Genomic DNA, 20,866 nt, shown 5'->3' on the forward strand with positions numbered 1-20,866 from the left:
TACTCATGCAGGCGTTGCTGCCGGGCGGGGCGGCGCCGGTTCAGCGCCCGCCCGAGCCGCGGTTTTCGTGACGCAACGTCTCTTCCAGTTGCTTGCGCAGCATGCGCAAAACCGGCAGCGCCGCGCGCACCCGGTCGGCGCCGACATCCCGCACCACGTCGGCGATTCGCGGCATGAAGGCGGCGAGCGCCGCGTCGCGCGCCGCCCGCCCGGCCGGGCTGATGGCGATGAACTTGCGCCGCGCGTCGTCCCAATCCGGGCGGATATGGATATGCCCGGCCCATTCCAGCCGCGACAGCGTGTTGGTCATGGCGCCGCGTGTGACGTGAAACGCCTCGGCCAGCTCGGCCGGCGTGCGCTCGACATTCAGGTGCGCCAGCAGGTTCAGGACCGAGAAATGCGAGATCTGCATGCCCTTGGGCAGCGCCTTGCCGATCAGGTCGCGCGCCAGCTGGTCGGCGATGAACACCTCGGAAAACAGGCTTGCGGCCAAGGCATCGGCCGAGGCTTCGGCATGCCCTTGCGGGTTGTCGTGCGTCTTGTGGATCATGGGCCCGCGAAGTTCCGGTCATGCGTCAGGGATGGGATGCGGGACCGTGCCCCGAGAACCGCCGCCGGGTCAAGCGTCACGAGGCTGACCCCCGGCTCGGTGCCGCCATCGGCCAGCACCTCTCCCCATGGACCCACGGCCAGCGAATGGCCATGGCTGCGGCGCGGCCGGCGGTCCGGCTCGGCGTGGTTCGCATGCGTGCCGCATTGCGCCGGGGCCAGCACGAAGCAGCCGGTCTCGATGGCGCGGGCGCGCAACAGCACCTCCCAATGCGCGGCGCCGGTGGTGTCGTTGAAGGCGGCGGGCACCGTCAACACCTCGGCCCCGGCCTTGGCCAGAGCGCGGTAAAGCTGGGGAAAGCGCAGATCATAGCAGACGGTCATGCCGATGGGCAGCGGCTCCTTGGCCAGTACCGCCCGCTCTCCAGGTCGGAAGGCCGCCGATTCGCGATAGGATTCGTTCTCGGACACCGTCACGTCGAACATGTGCAGCTTGTCGTATCGCGCCCGGATGCCGCCGTCCGGCGCGATCAGGAAACTGCGATTGGCAAAGCGCGCCTCGGCTGGATCGCCGGTCTTCAGCGACAGCGAGCCGATCAGCAGCCAGACGCCAAGGTCCCGCGCATCCTCGCGCAGCGCGGCCAGGGTGGGGTCGTCGGCCTCGGTGTGCAGGACGCGCTCCTGCCGCTCGCGGCTGGCGCCCAGCAGGTTGGTGGCCTCGGGCGTCAGCACCCAGCTTGCCCCGCCCTGCGCCGCTTCGCGGATCAGGGCCCGCGTGACCGGCAGGTTGCGTTCGGGGTCGTCCGAAACGCTCAGTTGCACCAGTCCCGCCGTCAGCGCCTTGCTCATGCCGTCAGGCCCAGCAATCCGTCCAGCTTGCCCCGATGCTCCAGTGCGTGCAGGTCGTCGCTGCCGCCGACATGCTGGCCGTCGATGAAGATCTGCGGCACGGTGCGGCGCCCGCCGGCGCGCTGGGTCATCGCGATGCGCAGTTGCGGATCGCGGCTGACATCGGTTTCCTCATAGGTAATGCCCTTCTTTTGCAGCAGCGATTTCGCGGCGATGCAATAGGGACAGGTGGGGGTGGTGTAGATCTCGATCTTGGCCATCATGCGCGTTCCGATATTCGTGGTTCGGTCCCTATCTATGCATCCTTGACCGCCCGCGCCAGAACCACGACCGAGATCGGCCCTGCCCCCGCTGCCGCCAATGCCTGGGCCGAGGCGGCCAGCGTCGCCCCCGACGCCATCACGTCATCGACCAGCAGCACCGGGCGCCCCTGCAGGCGCGGGGCCATGCGTGCAGGAACGGCGATGGCGCCCTCGACATTCGCGAAACGGTCGCGGACGCCGCCGTGATCCTGCATCGGCGTATGCCGCAGCCGCCGCAGGGCGCCCGGCAGATGCGCCAGCCCATGCGTGCGGGCGACACGCCGCGACAGCATCTCGGCCTGGTTGTATTTGCGTCTCAGCAGCCGGCGCAGATGCACGGGCACCGGCACCACCACCGCATCCGGCCGCAGCAGCGGCAGCGCCGCCCGTGCTACCCAGCCACCCAGAGCGGGGGCGAGGTCCAGCCGGTCGCCGTGTTTCAGCATCAGGGCCAGCCTGCGGCCGGCGCCGCGATAGACCAGCGCCGCGCGCGCCTGCTGCCAGGGCCGCGGCATCGCGATGCAATCGTCGCAGACCAGCAGCCCTGCCGCCTCGTCCCCGCCATCGTCGTATCCGTCGCCCGGCAGGGGCGCACCGCAGCGCGCGCAGCAGGTGCCGGTGATGAACTCGGCCTCGCGCCAGCAGGCCGGGCACAGCCCGCTTTCCTCGACGACCGGCGCGCCGCAGCACAGGCATTGCGGCGGATAGACCAGCCGCAATGCGCCTTTCATCAGGCTGCGAAGCCCCCTATGTTCAGCCCCCATGATGCCCGATCTTCCCTCCTCCGTTCCCGGCCTGACCGACCGCCATGCGCTCGACCGTAACCGCGCCCGGTCTCTGCGCCTTGGGCCGGTCGATTTCCTGCACCGAATCGTCGCCGACGAGGTCGAGGATAGGCTGGCAGAGGTTAACAGACGGTTTAGCGACATCGCCGTCGTGACCGGCTGGCCGGATTTCTGGCGCGAGGCGATGCCCGGCGCCAAGATCGTCGGCGACGCACCCGTGCTGGAGCTTGAACCCGGCGCGCATGACCTGGTGATCCACGCCATGGCGCTGCATTGGGCCGAGGACCCGGTCGGCCAGATCGCGCAGGCGGCGCGCGCACTGCGTCCCGACGGGCTGTTCATCGCTGCCTGTCCGGGCGGCGGCACGCTGCACGAATTGCGCGATTCGCTGACCCGTGCCGAGGCCGAGGTGACCGGCGGCCTGTCGCCGCGCGTCCTGCCCATGGGCGAGATCCGCGACCTCGGCGGGCTGCTGCCGCGCGCCGGGCTGGCGCTGCCGGTCGCCGACCAGATCACCCAGACCGTCAGCTATCGCAGCCTGTTCCACCTAGCACGCGACCTGCGCGCCATGGGCGAGGGCAATGCGCTGGCCCAGCGGCTGCGGCACCCGACGCGACGAGATGTCCTGTTGCGCGCCGCTGCGCTTTATGCCGAAAACCATGCCGACCCACAGGACGGAACGCGCATCCGGGCGACCTTCGATCTGGTTTTCCTGACCGGATGGGCGCCCGATGCCAGTCAGCAGAAACCACTTCGCCCAGGCTCGGCCCGGATGCCGCTTGCCGAAGCACTTGCCAGCACGAGAAAGCCCGAATGACCCTTCCCGAGCACGCCCCCGCAAGCCAACCGCAGAGCCCGGCCCGCAAGATCGGCGTGCTGATCGCCAACCTGGGCACTCCCGATTCGCCCGATTACTGGCCGATGCGGCGCTATCTGAGCGAGTTCCTGTCCGACAAGCGGGTGATCGACTATCCCGCCTGGAAATGGCAGCCGCTGCTGCAGACCGTCATCCTGACCAAGCGGCCCTTCACCTCGGGGGCGAACTATCGGCTGATCTGGAACAACGAGGCGAATGAAAGCCCGCTGATGACCATCACCAAGCAGCAGGTGGCGGCGCTGCGCGAGCGGACGGCGGCGCTGTGGGGCGACCGGGTCATGGTCGATTTCTGCATGCGCTACGGCAACCCCTCGACGCCGGACGTGGTCGAGCGCATGGTCAAGGCGGGCTGCGACCGCATCCTGTTCTTCCCGCTTTATCCGCAATATGCCGGTGCCACCACGGCGACCGCGAACGACCAGTTCTTCCGCGCGCTGATGGGGCAGAAGGCGCAGCCCGCCGCGCGCACCGTGCCGCCCTATTTCGACCGGCCCGACTATATCGCGGCGCTCGCGGCTTCGGTCGAGCGCGCGCTGGGCGGCCGCCAGCCCAGGAAGCTGGTCGCCAGCTATCACGGCATGCCCCGGCGCTATTTCGAGGAGGGCGACCCCTATTTCCTGCAATGCACCGAGACCTCGCGCCTGCTGCGGGAACGGCTGGGCTGGGACGAGGACGTGATCGACACCACCTTCCAGTCGGTCTTCGGGACCGAGGAATGGCTGCGCCCCTATACGGTCGAGCATGTGGCCGAACTGGCGCAGCGGGGCATCACCGAGATTGCGGTGATCTCGCCCGCCTTCTCGGCCGATTGCATCGAGACGCTGGAGGAGATCCAGGGCGAGATCCGCGAGGCCTTCATCCATGCCGGCGGCAAGGAATTCACCTATATCCCCTGCCTGAACGCCGAGCCCGACCATATCGACGTGCTGACGGCGGTGATCGGCGAGAATCTGGGGGGGTGGGTCTGACGGGTGGCCTTTGCCCGTCATCGGACGAAACGGCCATTCGAGCGCAAGAAACGGGGTGCGAGCGCTTCCACAGATCGGAATATGACCGCCTGACTTCAGGGGTTCCGAATGGCAAAGATCAAGTTTCTTCCGCTTCCGAGCGACAAGGTTGACGAATTGCGGAACGGGGGGCGCGATGCCTATGATTGCGCCCCGGAGCGCGTGCGATCCTCCGGCAGCGGGAATCCGTGCCGGCATTGCCTGGATTTCGTTCCCAGGGATGCCGAAATGCTGATCCTGGCCTACCGGCCATTTGATCATGTCCAGCCCTATGCCGAAACCGGACCCATATTCCTGTGCGCTGACGAATGTGCGGCATGGGCAGGCGCGGGGGTGCCACCGATACTCACGTCCAGCCCGGATTATCTGCTCAAGGGCTACACAGCAGAGCAACGTATCCGTTACGGCACGGGCAGGGTTGTGGCGAAGGAAGACGTTGCAGCCTATGCCGCCGAACTTCTGGATCGCGACGACATCAGTTTCGTTGATGTGCGATCTGCGCGGAACAACTGCTTTCAGGTTCGGATCGTGCGCTCAGCCTAAGGCGCGACGATCCGCCAAGGCCCCCCAAGCCCCGCTCCGATCCGGGCGGTTGAAACGAAACAGGGGCCTTGCGGCCCCTTTCGTTGTCGCTTTCATTGCGACCGGGTCAGATCAGCAGCACCTGGGTGCCGATCTTGGTCAGCTCGTAAAGCTGCTGGATGTGCTCGTTGTAAAGGCCGATGCAGCCGTTCGAGGACTTGCGGCCGATCTTGCGCGTGTCATGCGTGCCGTGGATGCGGTAATACTGCCAGCTCAGCCACAGCGCATGGGTGCCCAGCGGGTTGTCCGGCCCCGGCGGCACGAAATCCGGCCATTCGGGGTTGCGCTTCTTCATCTCGGGGGTGGGCGCCCAGCTGGGGCCGACGACCTTCTTGATGATCTCGGTGCGGCCGGTGCGGGTCAGGTCGGCGCTGACCGGGACCGAGGTCGGGAACAGCCGATAGACCGACTGGTCCTCGGACCAGAAATGCAGCGCGCGCGAGGTCAGGTCGACCAGGATGGCGCCATTGGCCAGCGTGCTGAAATAGGGCTGCCAGTCCTGCATGCGGAAGCTGGAGATGTTGCGCCGCGAATCCTGCCCGGAATCGTATTGCACCATGCCCGCGTCCGGGGTGGCGCCGCCCGCCGTGCCTTGCAGCGGCTGGCCGGTATAGGGGTCGAAGGATTGTGCGATGGCCGGGGCCGCCAGGCCCGCCGCGCCCATCGCCACCGAGGCGGTCAGAAATTTCCGGCGCGAAACCGGATTTTTCGGCGTGATCATGTGTCGCTCCTGATATGTAACGGACCGCTTCCTGCGGCCTTCTCTGCCCGATTCCGCGAAATGAGGTCTTGCTGAAACGGGGATTTACGCCCGGTCCATGCGCCTTGCAATTCAAACAAGCGTCATTGTCGCAACAGAGTCGCAGCCTGTGGCCCTCACGCAATCTTGCGTTTGAAGCGACTGGTGCGCTTTTGTATGGCTGGGGCAAAATCTCCTCTGGGACAGGATATCATGCTGAGACTTTCTACCCTGGCGCTCGTGTCGGTGCTGGCCCTTGCGGCCTGCCAGCAGCCACAGCCGCAACTCGGCCCCGACGGCCAACCGCTGCCGGTCGCCTACAAGATCACCCCGCGCGAAGAGGCGGAGATTCCCGGCCGCGTTCTGGGCCAGATCAACGCCCTGCGCGCCAACGTCGCGGCGCCTGCCATGATGCAGAGCCCGATGCTGGATGCGGCCGCCAAGGTCCATGCCCGCGACATGGCGGCGCAGAACCGGGCATGGCATTTCGGCTCGGACGGTTCCTCGCCGCTGGACCGGGTGCGGCGCCAGGGCTATTCGGGCCATCTGGTGGGCGAGAACATCTCGGAGACCTATGAGAACGAGATCACCACGCTGAACGCTTGGATGCAGACCCGCGACACGCGCGACGTGATCATGGACCCGCGCGCCACGGAGTTCGGCATCGGCTGGTATCAGGAGCCCTCGGGCAAGATCTGGTGGGTGCTGATCACCGGCGGCGCGGGCGGCGCGCCGACGGCCATGGCGGGCGGCTTCGCCCCGGGTGCCGGCATCTGATCCGGCGGCGCGGTCCGTCCGGGCCGCGCCGTTCGCCCGAGTTGCGCGCCGGTCCGCCGGGCGGCCCGGCCCCATTCCTCGCGGTGTCGATCCCGGGGCTGCGGCGTGTTATTCTCGCGTCGCACTGCCGAGGAGATATCGCGATGCCCGGGCAAGTGACGATCTGGACCTACGATTGGGTGCCCAAGGCGCCACGCGGCTATGTGCGCGATCTGAGGCTTCGCTGGGCCTTGGAGGAGGCGGGCATCGGCTATGTCGTTGCGACCGTCCCGTTCGATGACCGGGGGCCGGATCACCTTGCCCGGCAGCCTTTCGCGCAGGTGCCCTTTCTCGACGACGGCGATATCCGCATTTTCGAAAGCGGCGCCTGTCTCCTGCATCTGGCGGAAAAGGGCGAGGCGCTGATGCCTCGCGAACCCCAGGAAAAAGCCGATACGCTGCAATGGTTCGTCGCTGCGCTGAATTCGGTCGAGATGGTCACCGTGCCCTGGTGGTTCATCGACATGTCCGGGCAAGCGGAAAACCCCCTTGCCGGCTGGATGCAGCAGCGTTTCGAGCGGCTGGAGGCGGTTCTGGAGACGCGGGAATGGCTGGCGGCCTCGTGCTTCACGGTCGCCGACATCATGATGTCCGACGTGCTTCGCATTCCGAACGATCTGGGAAAGCTGGGGAATTGCCCCGCTCTCGGGGCCTATGTGGCGCGTTCTTGCAGTCGCCCGGCCTTCCGGAAGGCCCGCCGGGATCAACTGGCGCATTTCGAAGCGGCCGATGCGGCAAAGGCCCAGGCCCGGAACTGAACGGCGGGGCCGTCCTGCCTGACGATCCCCGGCAATTCGCCGACTGGGCCCCATCCGGCGCGAGGCCCCGCGAGCACAGGCGCGGGGCCTTCGTCGCTTTTTAGGGGTAGATGAAGATCGGCACGCCCGGCCGTAGCATGGTGAAGATCTCTTCGATCTCCTCATCGGTCACGGCGATGCAGCCGGCGGTCCAGTCCGCGCGGTTCAGTGCCCGCCCCTCGGGACCGAGGCCGTGGATGAAGATATCGCCGCCCGGCCGCAGTCCCATGGCTGCCGCCTTGGCCACGTCCTGCGCCGAGGGGTAGGAGATGCCGACCGACAGGTGATAGCGGCTGCGCGGGTTGAAGCGGTCGATGAAATACATGCCCTCGGGCGTGCGGCCGTCGCCTTCGAACTGCTTTGGCCCGAACGGCTGGTTGCCGAGGTTGACCTTGTAGCTTTTGACGACTTCCTTGCCGCTGACCAGATACATCTTGCGGTCGGCCTTCTTCACCACGATCTGCGTGATGGGTGGCCCCTGATAGGTCTTGCTGGGTTGGAGGCTGTCGCCACCGCCGCAGCTTGCCACGACGGCAACTGCGACAACCGCGAGAAATGCGCGAATTGCCCGAATCATCACTGCCCTCTGTATGCGCTATGCGCTTCGTTTTGTTATGAAATACCACAGAGGTTAAGATTCGGCTAGCGTCGGCGATACTCTGCTACGGTCTCGACATGCGGCGACCAGCGGAACTGATCGACCACGAACAGCTGGCACAACCTGTAGCCGTTCTCGGCAAGAATCCGCGCATCCCTTGCGAAAGTGACCGGGTCACAGCTGACCCAGGCCAGCGTCGGAACCTGCGCCTGGGCGATCTCGCGCGCCTGCGCTTCGGCCCCGGCGCGCGGCGGATCGATCACGATTGCGTTATAAGCCAGCTCGTCGGGCATGAGCGGGCGGCGGGCCAGGTCGCGGATCTCGGTCGTGATTCGGCGCAGGCCCTGCGCCTGCCGGGCGGCGGCATCCAGCGCCTGCAGCGGCGCGGCCAGCCCTTCGACCGCATGGACCTCGGCCGCCTCGGCCAGCGGCAGCGAAAAGGTGCCGCAGCCCGCGAACAGGTCCAGCACCCGCCCGGCGCCCCGCACGATGCTGCGCGCGGCGGCAAGCAGTGCGGCCTCGCCCTCGGCTGTCGCTTGCAGAAAGCTGCCCGGCGGCGGCACCACCCGCGCGCGGCCCATGGCAAGGGCTGGCGGTCGGCGGGTGATGGCCTGCCCGTCCCAACTGAGCCGTGCCAGATCGCCCTGATCGGCCAGTGCCGCGAGGGTCTGGAACAGCGCCGGCTCCATCGGCTTGCCGCCGGTGACGGCCACGTCCAGCCCCGCCGGCGTTTCGGTCACGGTCAGCGACAGCTCGCCCGCGCGCGAGGCGCCGGCGACGACCAGCCGCCGCAACAGTGGCAGCGCGGACTGGATATCGGGCCGCAGCACATGGCAATCGGCGATGTCGACGATCACCTCGGAGGCGCGGGCGTGAAAGCCCAGCAGCGCGCCTTTCTTCGTCCGCCGCCCGGACAACACCGCCCGCCGGCGCGAGCGCGGCGGCGAGACATGCACCCCGGCGACCGGCACCGATAGCCCCTGCGCGCGCAGCGCCTCGGTCACCACGCCGACCTTCCATGCCTTAACGAAAGCCTCCGAGCCATGCATCAGCGAGCAACCGCCGCAGGCGCGGTAGTGCTGGCATGGGGGGCGGACCCGGTCGGCCGAAGGTGTCGCGATGCGCGGGCTGGCGATGCGGCCGGCTTCCTCTTCGCCCTCGATCTGTTCGCCGGGCAGGGTCAGCGCGGCCAAAGCGCGCCGATCGCCGCTGAGCGCCACGCCATCGCCCTTGCGGCCCAGCCGCTCGACGGTCCAGAGCGTCACTCGGCGGCCTCCGTCGCATCCTCTGCCGTATCGTCCTCGGTCCCGAGAAAGCCGCCCGACTGCCGGTTCCAGTAACGCGCATAGGTGCCATTGAGCGCCAGCAGCTCGGCATGGCTGCCCTGTTCGACGATGCGCCCGGCCTCCAGCACGACGATGCGATCGAGCTCGGCGATGGTCGAAAGCCGGTGCGCGATGGCCAGCACCGTCTTGCCCCGCATGGCGCGGTGCAGCGCGTCCTGGACCTGCGCCTCGACCTCGCTGTCCAGCGCCGATGTCGCCTCGTCCAGCACAAGGATCGGCGCGTCCTTGAGCAGCGCGCGGGCCAGCGCGATTCGCTGGCGCTGCCCGCCGGACAGCTTGACGCCGCGCTCGCCCAGATGCGCGTCATAGCCGGTGCGGCCCATGTGGTCGCGCAGGGTCAGGATGAACTCATGCGCCTCGGCCGCCCGGGCTGCGGCGACGATCTCGGCCTCGGTCGCGTCGGGACGGCCGTAGAGAATGTTCTCGCGCGCCGAGCGGTTGAACATCGCGGTTTCCTGCGTGACCATGGCGATGTTGCGACGCAGGCTTTCCTGTGTCACGGCGCGCACGTCGTGGCCGTCCACGCGGACCGCGCCGCTTTCCACGTCGTAAAGCCGCAGAAGCAGCGAGACCATGGTGGATTTCCCCGCCCCCGAGGCGCCGACGATGCCCAGCTTTTCGCCGGGCGCGATATGCAGGTCCAGGTCGGTGATGCCCCCTTCGGCCCGGCCATAGGCGAAATTCACATGGTCGAAGTCGATCCGCCCCGCGACCCGGCCCAGGGCGACGGCATCGGGCGCATCGGTCAGGGCATGGGGCGGGGCAAGGGTCTTCATGCCGTCCTCGACCTCGCCGATCGATCCCCACACCCCCATCAGCGCCATGCTGACCCAGCCGGTCATCTGCGCCAGCCGCATGGCGATGGCGCCGGCGGCGGCGATGTCGCCCGCCGTGGCCTGCCCCTGGCGCCACAGCAGGATGGCGCCGCCGACCAGGATCACCGGCAGCGCGCCGGCGATGGTCATCAGCGACAGGCGGAACCAGGTCGAGACGCGGCCGAAATCCAGCGCGCGTTCGCGAAAGCCGGCCATGGCGCCAAGTGCGGCGCGGTCCTCGTGCTCGGCATGGGCGAAAAGCTTGACGGTCTTGATATTGGTGATCGTGTCCACGACCTGCCCCGTCACCATCGCCCGCGCCGAGGCCCGGCTGGCCGAGCGCGTGCGGATGCGCGGCAGGAAAAAGCGGATCAGCAGGACATACGAGCCCAGCCACACCATCAGCGCCAGCGCGCCCCAGCCGTCGACCGAGACGAGGAAGGCGGCCGAGCCGATCACCGAGGCCAGCGCAAAGGCCACCACGTTCACGAACTCGGTCGCCACATCGGTCACGGCGCGGGCGGTCTGCATCTGCTTTTGCGCGATGCGGCCGGCGAAGTCGTTGTCGAAGAAGGTGACGGCATGGCCCATGGTCCAGCGATGCAGCCGCGACAGCACCAAGGGCAGGATGTTCGGCCCGATGATGACGCTGGAACTGGCGGTCGAAAGCCCGAAGATCGCCGGGCGGATCAGCAGGAAGAAGGCGACGAAGCCCAGGATCAGCCCGCCCTGTTCCGCCCAGATCCGGTCCACGGGGGTCGAGACCACCGCATCGACCACCCAGCCCAGCAGCACCGCCGAGCCGACGTCGGCGATGCCCCCCAGCGCCGAGGCCACCGCCGCCAGCGTAAGCCCCGGCCAGGCGCCCGACAGGCACCAGCGGAAAAAGGCCAGCAGCCGGCGCGGCGGTGGGCCCTCGGCCGGGCGAAAGGCGTCGATCATGCGGGCGAAGAAATCATGCATCAGGCGCGGGCCTCGTGTTGCAGGGCGATCCGCAGCAGCGCGTCGCGCGGCAGGGTGAAATCGCTTTCGACAAAGGCGGCCTCGGCCCGGCGCAGCGCCTCGCCCAGGGCGGGGCCGGACAGTTCGGGCATCAGGTCGCGGGCGGTCAGCGGGAACTGCGCCGCGGCGCCGCGGGCGAGGTCATAGCACCAGCCGAAGGCCGGCCTTTCGCCGCGGGCGGCACGGATCAGCACCGATTGCGCGGCGCTGGCGCGGCCGAAGCGATAGGCGGCGGCGGGCGCGGGCAGGGCCAGCGCGGCGGCAATGTGGTCCTGCGCGCGGGCCTCGTCCCGCGACAGGCGCAGGGCGCCCTCGGCATCCTGCGGTGCCAGCAGGGCCAGCCGGCGCGGCCAGCAGGGCAGGGCGCCGGTGCCGTATTCCCGCTCGACCTCGACCAGATCGGGCAGGTCGCCGGCGTCCGCACCGGGCAGGACCAGCGGCAGCACGCCCGCCTCGGCCATCAGCGCCACGGCGCGGGACGGGTCCGGGGCGTCCAGCAGCTTGCGGATCTCGTGCCCGATGCGTTCCCTGGAGATGCCGGTCAACCCCTCGCGCAGCTCGCGGCAGGCGGCAAGCGCCTGCAACTCGGCCTCGCGCCCATACCAGGCGAGCAGACGGAAGAAGCGCAGGATGCGCAGGTAGTCCTCGGCGATGCGGGCGTGCGGATTGCCGACGAAGCGCAGCCGCCGCGCGGCCAGGTCCGGCAGGCCGCCGACCGGGTCCAGAACCTCGCCCGAGGCGGTGGCGTAAAGCGCGTTCATGGTGAAGTCGCGGCGATGGGCGTCGTCCTCGATCCGGTCGGAATAGGCGACGACGGCACGGCGGCCGAAGGTCTCGACATCGCGGCGAAAGCTGGTGACCTCGAAGCCGCGGCCGTCGACGATGACGGTGACGGTGCCGTGCTCGATGCCGGTGGGCACGGAGCGCAGCCCGGCGGCCTCGGCCAGCCGCACGGTGTCCTCGGGCCGGGCCGAGGTCGAGATGTCCACATCCGCCACCGGCTCGCCCAGAAGCGCGTTTCGGACCGCGCCGCCGACGATCAGCGCCTGCGCGCCCCCGGCCGCAAGCGCGGCCAGAACCTGCTTCAATGCCGGATCGTCAAGGAAGGGCGCGGTCAGACGGGTCATGCGGAAAGCCTTGTCGCAAGGGAATGCAGCACGCGGGCGGTGGCGCCCCAGATATAATAGGGTCCCCAGGGGGCGACGTAATAGTCCCGCCGCGCCCCGCGCCAGATCCGGCCCTCGATATGATAGTTCGCCGGATCGGCGACATGGGCGAAGGGGACGGTAAAGACCTCCTCGACCTCGCCCATCTCGGGGATGGGGGTGAAGGGGCCGTGGACCAGCGCCAGCACCGGGGTCATGGCAAAGCCGGTGATGGTGCGATGCGGCGGCATGGTGCCCAGCACCTCGACGCGGGCGGGGTCGAGGCCGACCTCCTCATGCGCCTCGCGCAGGGCGGCGGCGGTTTCGTCGGCATCGCCGGGATCGACCTTGCCCCCGGGCAGGGCGATCTGGCCAGGATGGTGGCGCAGGCTGGAGGCGCGCTTGGTCAGGATCAGCCGGCCGTCCACCGCGTCGAAGGCGGCAAGAACGCCGGCAGGGCGCAGGACCGCCTCGCCCGGCGGCGTGCCCCCGAAGTCGAAATCGGACGAAGGCCCCGTCGTTCCCGACAGGGCCCGCATCAATGTCTCGCGGATCGCCATCGTCAAAGCGCGGCCCGGTTTTCCCCGGCCTCGCCCTTGGGCAGCGGGTTGCCCTCGGCGTCGATCTCCGCCTCGAAGCCGAGGCTTTTCGGGTCGAATTCGTAATGCGCGCCGCAGAACTGGCAATCGGCGGTGACGATGCCGTCCTCGTTCGTCATATGGGCGATGTCCTTGGCCGAATAGATCGACAGCGTGCCGCGCACCCGTTCGGCGTTGCAGGAGCAGCCGAAGACCAGGGGCTGGGCGGCGAAGGAGGTCGGTTCTTCCTCGTGGAACAGCCGGAAGACCAGGTTCGGCAAGGGCAGGGCGGGGTCGACCAGCTCCATCGCCTCGACCGTCGCCATCAGCATGGTGGCGCGGTTCCAGTCCTCGGATTGCGCGCCTTGCAGGATGTCGGCGGATTGCAGCGTGCCGCCCTCGGGCGCGGCATGGCTGGCGGCGGGCAGGGTTTGCAGCATGATGCCGCCGGCCCGCCAATGGTCCTGGTGCTGGCCGGGCAGGCGCGAACGGCCCACCGTCAGGTCGAACCGGGTCGGAAGCTGCTCGGACTGTTCGAAATAGGTCTGTGCGCAGGTCGCGAGCGAGCCGCCGGCCAGGGGCGTCAGGCCCTGATAGGGCGTCGTGCCCTCGCCCTGGTCGATCAGCACCGCGAAATAGCCCTGGCCGAGCTGGTCGAAGCCGGGCACGCCCTCTTGCAACCGTTCGGCGTCGAAGCTGGCCCAGGCGCGCATGCGGGCGGGGCCGCCCTCGGTCTCGGGCGCATAGTAATCGGTGGCGATGGTGCGGATGGCGCCGTTGCCGCGCACCTGGAGCGAAAGCTTCCAGCGCAGCTTGATGGTCTGGCCGATCAGCGCAGCCAGGGTGGTGAGTTCCGCCACCATGGCGCTGACCGCGACCGGGTAGTCGTGGCGCGACAGGATATGTTCGAGCAGGGGCCCGAGGCGCGCGACGCGGCCGCGCATGTCCGAGCGTTCCAGCTGGAAGGGCAGCATGCGGTCGTCCCAGGAAATTTCCTTCGTTTCGGTCATCGGAAGTCCTTCGGAATAGGGATGCGCGAGGGCCGGCAGCGGCCTGGCGCCTTGGCTCCAATATAGGCCCTGCGGCGGAAAGCCCAAGGGGGAAGCCGGGGGCTTCGCGCCCCCGGACCCCCGCGGAGTATTTGGAAAACGGAGAAATGCGACTTTCATGCATGTTGACGGCCGGCGGCCTTGGACGATAACCGGGACCAGGGGCAATGCAGGGAGCCAGCCATGACATTCGACCGCCGCATCAAGATCGCGCCTTCGATCCTTTCCGCGGATTTCGCCAATTTCGGCCAGGAATGCCGTGCCGTCGAGGACCAGGGCGCCGACTGGGTCCATGTCGATGTGATGGACGGGCATTTCGTGCCGAACCTGACCTTCGGCCCCGCCATGTGCAAGGCGATCCGGCCGCATATCCGCGGCGTGATGGACGTGCATCTGATGATCGCCCCGGTCGATCCCTATATCGAGGCCTTCGCCGAGGCGGGCAGCGACATCATCACCGCCCATGTCGAGGCGGGGCCGCATGTCCACCGCACGCTTCAGGCCATTCGCGGCGCAGGTGCCAGGGCCGGGCTGGCGCTGAACCCGGGCACGCCCGCCGATGCGGCGCGACCCCTGCTGGACGACGTCGACCTGATCTGCGTGATGACGGTGAACCCCGGCTTCGGCGGGCAGAAGTTCATCCGCAGCCAGATCGAGAAGGTGCGCGAGCTGCGCGCCATGATCGGCGACCGGCCGGTCCATATCGAGATCGACGGCGGGGTCGATCCCACCACCGCGCCGCTGGTCGCGGCGGCGGGGGCGGATGTGCTGGTCGCCGGCTCGGCGGTGTTCCGGGGCGGCTCGGTTTCGAACAGCGCGCCTTATGGCGAGAACATCCGCGCCATCCGCGAGGCAGCCGAGGCCGCGACGCGTTGATCTGGCGCGGCGCCACGGCGCTGGCTGGCGGGGCGCTGGGTCTTGCCGCGCCGCTGGCCGGTGCGGATTGGCGCGAGCGGCTGGCGCTTTCCGGCCCCGAGGTCGCGCCGGGCGGCATCTGGCTGCATGCGGCCAGCGTGGGCGAACTCAACTCGGTCCAGGTGCTGGCCGAGGAACTGGCGCGGGACTTTCCCCTGGTGGTGACGGTGAACAGCCTGACCGGGCGCGATCTTGCCCGGCGGCTGGGCCATGCCTGCGCGCTGGCGCCGCTGGACGTGCCGCAGGCGGTGGGGCGCTTTCTGGACCGGGTCCGGCCCGCGGTGCTGGTCACGGTCGAGAACGAGCTTTGGCCCAACCGCTCGGCCATGGCGGCGGCGCGGGGCGTGGCGCAGGTCGTGGTGGGCGCGCGCATCTCGGCCCGCTCGGCGGCGCGCTGGGGCCGGCTGCCGGGGCTGATCGGGCCGATGCTGGCCCGCATCGACGCGCTGTCGGCGCAGGATGCGGACAGCGAGGCGCGGCTTCTGGCGCTGGGGCTGCGGGCTGATGCGCTGACGCCGCGGCTGAACCTGAAGCTGCTGGGTCCGGCCCGCGTCGATCCGGGCGAGGATGCGCCGGACCGTTTCCGCACCGTGCTGGCGGCCTCGACCCACGAGGGCGAGGATGCGGCGATGTTGGACGCCTGGGCGGCTGCCCGCGAGGCGGCGCCGGGCCTGCGGCTGATCCTGGCGCCGCGCCATCCCCAGCGCGGCGATGCCGTGGCGGCGCTGATCGCGGCGCGGGGGCTGGAGGTCGTCCGCCGCAGCCGGGGCGGCGGGCTGGGGGCGGCGGTGCTGCTGGCCGATACGCTGGGCGAGATGGCATCGTGGTATCGCGCCGCGGGCATCTGCATCACCGGCGGTTCCTTTGCCGATCACGGCGGGCATACGCCATGGGAGCCCGCCGCCTGGCGCTGCGCCATCCTGCATGGACCGCATGTCGCCAACCATGCCGGCGACTACGCCGATCTGGAGGCCGCGGGGGCGGCAAGAGGCTGCGAGGCGGCGGCGCTGCCGCAGTTGTTGGCCGCATTGGCGCAGGATGCGGCGGGCCAGCGCCGCATGGGCGAGGCGGCGCGGGCGCTGCTTTTGGCGCGGGCTGGCAATCCCGCAACGCTGATCGAGCGGATCGGGCATCTGGCGCGGCGCAGTCTTGTATAAGCCCTTGTGCGGCCCGATATTCCAAGGGAAAGGAGTCGCGATGATCCGCTATGCCCTGCGCTGTGACAAAGGCCATGACTTCGATGGCTGGTTCCGGTCCTCGGACGGGTTCGAAAGCCTGCGTGCCGCGGGCCAGGTCACTTGCACGCATTGCGGCTCGAGCACGGTGGACAAGGCGCTGATGGCGCCGCGCGTGGCGCAGGGTCGCGACGAGGCCGCCGACCTGCACAGCCCGCGCAACGAGCATGAGGCCGTTCTGGAAAAGCTGCGCCGCCATGTCGAGGAGAATTCGGATTACGTCGGCATGTCCTTTGCCTCCGAGGCCCGCGCCATGCACGAGGGCCTGGCGCCCGAGCGCGCGATCCATGGCGAGGCCAAGCTGGAAGATGCCAAGAGGTTGCTGGAGGAAGGCATTCCCGTCGCGCCCTTGCCCTTTCGTTCGCGCCAGCGGGCGCATTGACCGCGCGGCGCGGAAACGCCCTTCACGGGATCAGGTCGGGGCGTGTTCGCCGTCGATCAGCACCATGATCCGCCCGTGCGAGCAGCGCTCGACCCGCGCCTCGACGCCATAGACTTCGGCCAGAAGCTGCGGGGTCAGCACCTGCTCCGGGGCGCCCTCGGCATGGGTATGGCCGCCGTGGATCAGCACGATGCGGTCGGCCCATTGCGCCGCCAGCGCCAGGTCGTGCAGCACGGCGACGACGATGCGCCCCTCGCCCGCCAACCGGCGCAGTTCCGACAAGAGCCGCACCTGTCGCGCCAGGTCCAGCGCGCTGGTCGGCTCGTCCAGAAGCAGCAGGCGCGGATCGCGCACGATGGCCTGCGCCAGGCTGACCATCTGGCGCTGTCCACCCGACAGCGCCGAAAGGGGCTCCAGCGCCAGCGCGCCGATGCCCAGCTTGTCCAGCACAGCCATGGCGGTGGCATCGGCCTGCCGCGCGCCCAGCGTATCGCCCGCGCGCAGTGCCGCGATCACGCTTTCCAGCGCCACCAGCGATGAGCTCGACGGCAGGCTTTGCGGCATGAAGCCGATCAGCCGGGCGCGGTCGCGCATCGGGGTATGGGACAGCTCCTGGCCGTCCAGAAAGACCTGCCCGCCATGGGGCTGCAACTGGGCGATTGCGCGCAGGAGCGTCGATTTCCCGGCCGCGTTCGGCCCGGCCAGCACCGTGACCTCGCCCGGGCGCAGCAGCGGCAGGTCCAGCCCCTCCAGCACGGAGCGGGTGCCGTAGCGGACCGAGATGCCGCGGGCCAGCAACCCCTGCATCAGCGCCGCCTTCCGCGCAGGATCAGCGCGAAGAAGATCGGCAACCCGATCAGCGAGGTGACCAGGCCGACCGGCAGCAGCACCCCCGGCACCAGCGTCTTGGAAAGCGTCGAGGCCAGCGACATGACCAGCGCCCCGGTCAGGATGCTGGCGGGCAGGAAGACGCGGTGGTTCTCGCCCACCAGCATCCGGGCGATATGCGGCCCGGCCAGCCCGACGAAGCCGATCACGCCCACCATCGAGACCGCCGAGGCGGCAAGCAGGCTGACCCGCAGCAGCGTCCAGCGCCTGAGGCCGGCCACATCGACGCCGAAGCTTTTCGCCTGGTCCTCGCCCAGCCGCAGCGCGGTCAGCTTCCACGCCGCGCGAAAGGAAAACGGCACCGCAAGGGCCAGCACCACGCCGATCATCACCACGCCCGGCCATTGCGCCGAGGCGAGGCTGCCCATGGTCCAGAACACCAGTTGTTGCAGCGCATCGGCCGAGGCGACGAACTGCAAGAGCGACAGCAACGCGGCGGCGGTGAAGTTCAGCGCCACGCCGAACAGGATCAGCACCTCGGGTCCGCCGCCGCGGATGCGGCCCAGCAGTTGCAACAGCCCCAGTGCGCCAAGCGCGAACAGGAAGGCGTTGCCCGACACGCTCCAGACCGCCGGCAGGCCGGGCAGGGTCAGGCCCAGCACGATGGCCACGGCGGCGCCAAGCGCGGCCGAGGACGAGACGCCCAGCGTAAAGGGCTCGGCCAGCGGGTTTTCCAGCACGGTCTGCATTTCGGCCCCGGCCAGCGCCAACGCTGCGCCGACCAGCAGCGCCATGCAGGCGACGGGCAGGCGCACGTCCCAGACGATGACCCGAGTGCCGCGCGCCACCTCGCCGCCGGTCAGCGCCCGCAGCGTCTCGGCCAGCGGCAGGCCGGCGGGGCCGGTCACCAGATCCAGCAGCAGCGCCGCCAGCGCCGCCAGCCCCAGCACCCCCACCAGCAGGGCGTTGCGCCGGCCCTGCCGGTGATAGAGCTGAAGCGTCGCGTCGCTCATGGCTTCGGCGTCACCCACCACGTTCCCGGCACGATGACGGGCGAGAAGCGGGCGTTGATCTCGGCCAGCGTGGCGGCGGGATCGACATCCTCGAACAGTTCGGGGTGAAAGGTCTTGACCAGGTATTCGATCAAGGCGATATGCACGGGTGAATCGTTGAACAGGTGCCAGACCCCGGCCGCGCGCCCCTCTTCGATCGCGCGCAGCGACGAAAAGCCGGGCGCCGAGATCAGCCTTTCGAAGCCGGCCTGCGCGGTTTCGGCATCGACGCCCGAGCCCAGCACCAGCCCGCCCCGCGCCGCCATATGCGTGCCGCCGGTGGCGACATAGACATCCGGGTCGGCGCCGATCAGGTATTCCAGGCTGACATTGCCCAGCACGCCCTTGACGGTGTCGTTGCCGATATTCTGCCCGCCCGCCGTGGTGATGAAATCGTGGAACACACCCGTGCCGACAGTCGAGCAGCAATTCTGCGGGGCGGCATGGACGTGGAAGAAGACGCGTGGCCGGACGATGCCCGGCACGGCCAGCCGGTCGCGGATGCGGTCGAGCCGGCTTTGGTAGAAACCGGCGAATTCCTCGGCGCGGTCCTCGGCGCCGGTCAGCTTGCCCAGGATGCGCAGGCTGGGGATCGAGTTCTCCTGCGGATGCGAGAAGAAATCGACATAGGCGACCGGGATGCCGGCCGCCTCGATCTGCTGGCGGGCGACCTCCATGCCCGGGTCGTTCCGGTCGATCAGCGTCAGCACCACCAGGTCGGGATGCAGCGCGATGATCGCCTCGGCCGAGATGTCGCGATTGCCCGAGCCGACCGGACGGATCTGGTCGATGGTCGGGAACTTCTCGCGATAGGCCTGCATGGTCGGCTCGTCCAGCGCCTTGTCCAGCCGCCAGCCGGAGACCAGCGCGACCGGATCGTCATGGATCAGGCCCAGCACCGACAGGTGCCGCCCCTCGCCCAGCACGATGTGGCGCGCGGGCTGGGGCAGGTGCACCTCGCGCCCCAGGATGTCGGTGGCCACCACATCCGCCGCGGCAGAGCCAAGCGAGGCGATCAGGGCAAGGGCGGCAAGCAGCGGGCGGGTCAGGGTCATGGCGGGTCCGTTGGCTCGTGCGCCGGGGCGCGAACGCCCCGGCAGGGTCGAGGACCCTCTTACTCCGTGGCGGGGGTGATGCGCCAGATGCGGTCGCCCGCCTCGTCGTCCTCGCCCCGCGACTTGTTGACCGCCCAGACGTTGCCCTTGCCGTCGGCGCGCAACTGGTTGGGGAAGCTGCCGGCGTCGAGGTTGGCGACGACCTCGCCCTCGGGGCTGACCACGGCGATGGTGCCGGCGCCGCGATTGGCGACATAGGCCAGGCGGCCCACCGGCTCGAAGGCGACGTTCAGCGGGCCGGCGCCAACGGCCACGTCATGCAGGACCTCGCCGGTCTCGGCCTTGACGATCAGCAGGTTGTCGGTGGCCTGCGAGGCGACGAAGATCAGCCCCTCCTGCGGGTCGTAGGCCACGCCCGAGGCGACCTTGGCGCCCGGCAGCGCGATCACCTTGACCTCGCCCGAGGCCAGATCGACCACCGCGGCTTCTGGTGTGGAAATGCTAACGGTGACCAGCTTGCCGCCCGCCTCGTCGATATCCAGCGCCATGGTCGAGAACTCTTCGCCCCGGATCTGCGACTGGATGGTGATCGGCTCCAGCGGCTCCAGCGTCCCGGTGTCGAAGACCTTGATCTCGGGCGTGCCGGTGGCGCTGGCATAGGCGCGGCTATTGGCCTCGTCGACCACGACGTCGCGGGCATGGGGCACGGCGCCCGGCTCGAACTGCTTGACCAGCGACAGGTCCGATTGTTTGTAGACCGCGGCCGTGTCCTGGCGGGTGTTGGTCACCCAGACATTGCCGTTCGCCTCGTCGACATCGACGCCATAGACGGCGAACAGCCCGCCGTCGCTGCCGTCGGGACGGGCGGGCGCGGCGCCCGGGACAGCCTCGGCCTCGATCTTCAGCGTCTCGGGGTTGATCTTGACCAGTTTCGCTTCCTTGACCGGCGGGCGGCCGACGGCGCTGGTCACGAAGGCGGCATTCGCGGCCTCGCTGAACTTCACCTGATAAAGCCCGCGCACCACCGGCTCGCTGGCGATGGCGAATTTATCGGCCCCCGAGATGGCCACCTCGGGCGAGATCTTCAGCTGGACCACCTCGGCCGAGGCCGGGTTCTCGGTGATGACGGCGATGGGCTGCAAGCCGGTCTCGGCCTCGGCATCGACGTCCAGCGCAAAGCTGAACTTGCCCTCGGCATCGACGGTGATCGGCTCGGCGTTCAGCGTGGTGGTGCCGCGCATCAGGGTGACGGTCTGGCCGGGGATCAGGTCCTGGCCCTCGATCACCGCCTTGCCGCCCTTGTGGACCGGGGCGCGCTCGACGCCGCCGGCGCTGACGCGGCCCGGGAAATCGACCAGCGGCTTGGTGAAGACGGTCTCGGCCAGCGCCGGGGCCGAAATCACCGCAAGCGCCAGCGCCGACACGCCAAGCAGGGCGCGAAATGAGGGGCGCGATGGATGTGCCATGAGAAACTCCTTGAAAACGGATCAGGACTCGCTTTGGCTGACCCCGGATCAGGGCTGGCTTCGGTCAGCGCGCAACCTATATTCCTGACTGTCCTTG

At 69.1% G+C, this 20,866-nt stretch carries 23 protein-coding genes; 8 read left to right on the top strand and 15 right to left on the bottom strand.

Features of this window, described 5'->3' with window-relative positions:
• Positions 1 to 40: 40 nt before the first annotated feature.
• From QPR87_RS13290 to QPR87_RS13305, 4 genes are read right to left on the bottom strand one after another with little or no spacing between them, the layout of a single operon-like run.
• Positions 41 to 550, bottom strand: a complete 510-nt coding sequence (locus QPR87_RS13290; RefSeq protein ID WP_011748868.1) for a MarR family winged helix-turn-helix transcriptional regulator — start codon at positions 548 to 550, stop codon at positions 41 to 43.
• Positions 547 to 1,398: a carbon-nitrogen hydrolase family protein gene (locus QPR87_RS13295; protein ID WP_285049835.1), complete on the bottom strand. Its 852-nt coding sequence runs from the start codon at positions 1,396 to 1,398 to the stop codon at positions 547 to 549. Before QPR87_RS13295 ends, QPR87_RS13290 begins: the two co-directional genes overlap by 4 nt.
• Positions 1,395 to 1,658, bottom strand: a complete 264-nt coding sequence (grxC, locus tag QPR87_RS13300) for a glutaredoxin 3 (protein ID WP_230999679.1) — start codon at positions 1,656 to 1,658, stop codon at positions 1,395 to 1,397. Before grxC ends, QPR87_RS13295 begins: the two co-directional genes overlap by 4 nt.
• A gap of 35 nt (positions 1,659 to 1,693) precedes the next feature.
• Positions 1,694 to 2,431, bottom strand: a complete 738-nt coding sequence (locus QPR87_RS13305; protein WP_285049836.1) for a double zinc ribbon domain-containing protein — start codon at positions 2,429 to 2,431, stop codon at positions 1,694 to 1,696.
• A gap of 31 nt (positions 2,432 to 2,462) precedes the next feature.
• Between QPR87_RS13305 and QPR87_RS13310 the strand changes: the two genes are divergently transcribed.
• From QPR87_RS13310 to QPR87_RS13320, 3 genes are all read left to right on the top strand, one after another.
• On the top strand, positions 2,463 to 3,302 hold the full coding sequence (locus tag QPR87_RS13310; RefSeq protein WP_285049837.1) for a methyltransferase domain-containing protein: 840 nt from the start codon (positions 2,463 to 2,465) through the stop codon (positions 3,300 to 3,302).
• Positions 3,299 to 4,330: a ferrochelatase gene (gene hemH / locus QPR87_RS13315; protein WP_011748863.1), complete on the top strand. Its 1,032-nt coding sequence runs from the start codon at positions 3,299 to 3,301 to the stop codon at positions 4,328 to 4,330. Before QPR87_RS13310 ends, hemH begins: the two co-directional genes overlap by 4 nt.
• Positions 4,331 to 4,438: 108 nt before the next feature.
• Positions 4,439 to 4,912 carry a DUF1203 domain-containing protein gene (locus tag QPR87_RS13320; RefSeq protein WP_230999518.1) on the top strand — a complete coding sequence of 158 codons (474 nt, stop codon included), beginning with the start codon at positions 4,439 to 4,441 and terminating at the stop codon, positions 4,910 to 4,912.
• Between the two features lie 106 nt (positions 4,913 to 5,018).
• On the opposite strand, the gene QPR87_RS13325 is transcribed toward QPR87_RS13320, so the two are convergent.
• A complete protein-coding gene (locus tag QPR87_RS13325; RefSeq protein WP_230999517.1) occupies positions 5,019 to 5,672 on the bottom strand; it encodes a L,D-transpeptidase in 654 nt (217 codons plus the stop codon).
• 231 nt (positions 5,673 to 5,903) lie between these two features.
• Here QPR87_RS13325 and dalA point away from each other — a divergent pair, with 231 nt between their 5' ends.
• Together dalA and QPR87_RS13335 are read left to right on the top strand one after the other, a co-directional pair.
• A complete protein-coding gene (gene dalA, locus QPR87_RS13330) occupies positions 5,904 to 6,467 on the top strand; it encodes a divisome-associated lipoprotein DalA (protein WP_041529980.1) in 564 nt (187 codons plus the stop codon).
• 41 nt (positions 6,468 to 6,508) lie between these two features.
• The gene (locus tag QPR87_RS13335) at positions 6,509 to 7,264 is read left to right on the top strand and encodes a glutathione S-transferase family protein (RefSeq protein WP_285049838.1); all 756 of its coding nucleotides are present in this window, start codon (positions 6,509 to 6,511) and stop codon (positions 7,262 to 7,264) included.
• Between the two features lie 100 nt (positions 7,265 to 7,364).
• Here QPR87_RS13335 and QPR87_RS13340 read toward each other — a convergent pair whose 3' ends face one another.
• The 6 genes from QPR87_RS13340 to hslO all read right to left on the bottom strand — a co-directional run bounded on the left by QPR87_RS13340 (position 7,365) and on the right by hslO (position 13,797).
• The gene (locus QPR87_RS13340; protein ID WP_011748858.1) at positions 7,365 to 7,880 is read right to left on the bottom strand and encodes a L,D-transpeptidase family protein; all 516 of its coding nucleotides are present in this window, start codon (positions 7,878 to 7,880) and stop codon (positions 7,365 to 7,367) included.
• Positions 7,881 to 7,945: 65 nt separating this feature from the next.
• Positions 7,946 to 9,166: a class I SAM-dependent RNA methyltransferase gene (locus QPR87_RS13345; protein ID WP_285049839.1), complete on the bottom strand. Its 1,221-nt coding sequence runs from the start codon at positions 9,164 to 9,166 to the stop codon at positions 7,946 to 7,948.
• The gene (locus QPR87_RS13350; RefSeq protein WP_285049840.1) at positions 9,163 to 11,025 is read right to left on the bottom strand and encodes an ABC transporter ATP-binding protein; all 1,863 of its coding nucleotides are present in this window, start codon (positions 11,023 to 11,025) and stop codon (positions 9,163 to 9,165) included. Before QPR87_RS13350 ends, QPR87_RS13345 begins: the two co-directional genes overlap by 4 nt.
• On the bottom strand, positions 11,025 to 12,191 hold the full coding sequence (locus tag QPR87_RS13355; protein ID WP_285049841.1) for a CCA tRNA nucleotidyltransferase: 1,167 nt from the start codon (positions 12,189 to 12,191) through the stop codon (positions 11,025 to 11,027). Before QPR87_RS13355 ends, QPR87_RS13350 begins: the two co-directional genes overlap by 1 nt.
• On the bottom strand, positions 12,188 to 12,769 hold the full coding sequence (locus QPR87_RS13360; protein WP_041529979.1) for an NUDIX hydrolase: 582 nt from the start codon (positions 12,767 to 12,769) through the stop codon (positions 12,188 to 12,190). Before QPR87_RS13360 ends, QPR87_RS13355 begins: the two co-directional genes overlap by 4 nt.
• 2 nt (positions 12,770 to 12,771) lie before the next feature.
• Positions 12,772 to 13,797 (bottom strand): Hsp33 family molecular chaperone HslO, encoded by a 1,026-nt coding sequence (gene hslO, locus QPR87_RS13365; RefSeq protein ID WP_285049842.1) that lies wholly within the window; start codon positions 13,795 to 13,797, stop codon positions 12,772 to 12,774.
• Positions 13,798 to 14,019: 222 nt separating this feature from the next.
• On the opposite strand from hslO, the gene rpe reads away from it, so the two are divergent.
• The 3 genes from rpe to QPR87_RS13380 are packed head-to-tail and all read left to right on the top strand — an operon-like array spanning position 14,020 to position 16,368.
• Positions 14,020 to 14,712: a ribulose-phosphate 3-epimerase gene (gene rpe, locus QPR87_RS13370; RefSeq protein WP_104491411.1), complete on the top strand. Its 693-nt coding sequence runs from the start codon at positions 14,020 to 14,022 to the stop codon at positions 14,710 to 14,712.
• Positions 14,709 to 15,908 (top strand): 3-deoxy-D-manno-octulosonic acid transferase, encoded by a 1,200-nt coding sequence (locus QPR87_RS13375; RefSeq protein WP_285049843.1) that lies wholly within the window; start codon positions 14,709 to 14,711, stop codon positions 15,906 to 15,908. Before rpe ends, QPR87_RS13375 begins: the two co-directional genes overlap by 4 nt.
• Before the next feature lie 40 nt (positions 15,909 to 15,948).
• On the top strand, positions 15,949 to 16,368 hold the full coding sequence (locus QPR87_RS13380; RefSeq protein ID WP_285049844.1) for a DUF1178 family protein: 420 nt from the start codon (positions 15,949 to 15,951) through the stop codon (positions 16,366 to 16,368).
• A gap of 30 nt (positions 16,369 to 16,398) precedes the next feature.
• Here QPR87_RS13380 and QPR87_RS13385 read toward each other — a convergent pair whose 3' ends face one another.
• Genes QPR87_RS13385 through QPR87_RS13400 form a run of 4 tightly spaced genes read right to left on the bottom strand, consistent with a single transcriptional unit; the run spans position 16,399 to position 20,769 of the window.
• Positions 16,399 to 17,175 carry an ABC transporter ATP-binding protein gene (locus tag QPR87_RS13385; RefSeq protein WP_285049845.1) on the bottom strand — a complete coding sequence of 259 codons (777 nt, stop codon included), beginning with the start codon at positions 17,173 to 17,175 and terminating at the stop codon, positions 16,399 to 16,401.
• A complete protein-coding gene (locus QPR87_RS13390; RefSeq protein ID WP_285049846.1) occupies positions 17,175 to 18,227 on the bottom strand; it encodes a FecCD family ABC transporter permease in 1,053 nt (350 codons plus the stop codon). The genes QPR87_RS13385 and QPR87_RS13390 overlap by 1 nt, the downstream gene beginning before the upstream one ends.
• Complete coding sequence (locus QPR87_RS13395) at positions 18,206 to 19,303, bottom strand: ABC transporter substrate-binding protein (protein ID WP_285049847.1); 1,098 nt, start codon at positions 19,301 to 19,303, stop codon at positions 18,206 to 18,208. Before QPR87_RS13395 ends, QPR87_RS13390 begins: the two co-directional genes overlap by 22 nt.
• A gap of 59 nt (positions 19,304 to 19,362) precedes the next feature.
• On the bottom strand, positions 19,363 to 20,769 hold the full coding sequence (locus tag QPR87_RS13400) for a YncE family protein (RefSeq protein WP_104491414.1): 1,407 nt from the start codon (positions 20,767 to 20,769) through the stop codon (positions 19,363 to 19,365).
• Positions 20,770 to 20,866 lie beyond the last annotated feature (97 nt).

Source organism: Paracoccus sp. SSJ (assembly GCF_030234105.1).
Taxonomy (GTDB): Bacteria; Pseudomonadota; Alphaproteobacteria; order Rhodobacterales; family Rhodobacteraceae; genus Paracoccus; species Paracoccus denitrificans.

Coding starts and splice junctions, on each gene's coding strand:
- QPR87_RS13290 (WP_011748868.1), bottom strand. CDS start 550: ATGATCCACAAGACGCACGACAACCCGCAAGGGCATGCCGAAGCCTCG.
- QPR87_RS13295 (WP_285049835.1), bottom strand. CDS start 1,398: ATGAGCAAGGCGCTGACGGCGGGACTGGTGCAACTGAGCGTTTCGGAC.
- grxC (WP_230999679.1), bottom strand. CDS start 1,658: ATGGCCAAGATCGAGATCTACACCACCCCCACCTGTCCCTATTGCATC.
- QPR87_RS13305 (WP_285049836.1), bottom strand. CDS start 2,431: ATGAAAGGCGCATTGCGGCTGGTCTATCCGCCGCAATGCCTGTGCTGC.
- QPR87_RS13310 (WP_285049837.1), top strand. CDS start 2,463: ATGATGCCCGATCTTCCCTCCTCCGTTCCCGGCCTGACCGACCGCCAT.
- hemH (WP_011748863.1), top strand. CDS start 3,299: ATGACCCTTCCCGAGCACGCCCCCGCAAGCCAACCGCAGAGCCCGGCC.
- QPR87_RS13320 (WP_230999518.1), top strand. CDS start 4,439: ATGGCAAAGATCAAGTTTCTTCCGCTTCCGAGCGACAAGGTTGACGAA.
- QPR87_RS13325 (WP_230999517.1), bottom strand. CDS start 5,672: ATGATCACGCCGAAAAATCCGGTTTCGCGCCGGAAATTTCTGACCGCC.
- dalA (WP_041529980.1), top strand. CDS start 5,904: ATGCTGAGACTTTCTACCCTGGCGCTCGTGTCGGTGCTGGCCCTTGCG.
- QPR87_RS13340 (WP_011748858.1), bottom strand. CDS start 7,880: ATGATTCGGGCAATTCGCGCATTTCTCGCGGTTGTCGCAGTTGCCGTC.
- QPR87_RS13350 (WP_285049840.1), bottom strand. CDS start 11,025: ATGCATGATTTCTTCGCCCGCATGATCGACGCCTTTCGCCCGGCCGAG.
- QPR87_RS13355 (WP_285049841.1), bottom strand. CDS start 12,191: ATGACCCGTCTGACCGCGCCCTTCCTTGACGATCCGGCATTGAAGCAG.
- QPR87_RS13360 (WP_041529979.1), bottom strand. CDS start 12,769: ATGGCGATCCGCGAGACATTGATGCGGGCCCTGTCGGGAACGACGGGG.
- hslO (WP_285049842.1), bottom strand. CDS start 13,797: ATGACCGAAACGAAGGAAATTTCCTGGGACGACCGCATGCTGCCCTTC.
- rpe (WP_104491411.1), top strand. CDS start 14,020: ATGACATTCGACCGCCGCATCAAGATCGCGCCTTCGATCCTTTCCGCG.
- QPR87_RS13380 (WP_285049844.1), top strand. CDS start 15,949: ATGATCCGCTATGCCCTGCGCTGTGACAAAGGCCATGACTTCGATGGC.
- QPR87_RS13385 (WP_285049845.1), bottom strand. CDS start 17,175: ATGCAGGGGTTGCTGGCCCGCGGCATCTCGGTCCGCTACGGCACCCGC.
- QPR87_RS13395 (WP_285049847.1), bottom strand. CDS start 19,303: ATGACCCTGACCCGCCCGCTGCTTGCCGCCCTTGCCCTGATCGCCTCG.
- QPR87_RS13400 (WP_104491414.1), bottom strand. CDS start 20,769: ATGGCACATCCATCGCGCCCCTCATTTCGCGCCCTGCTTGGCGTGTCG.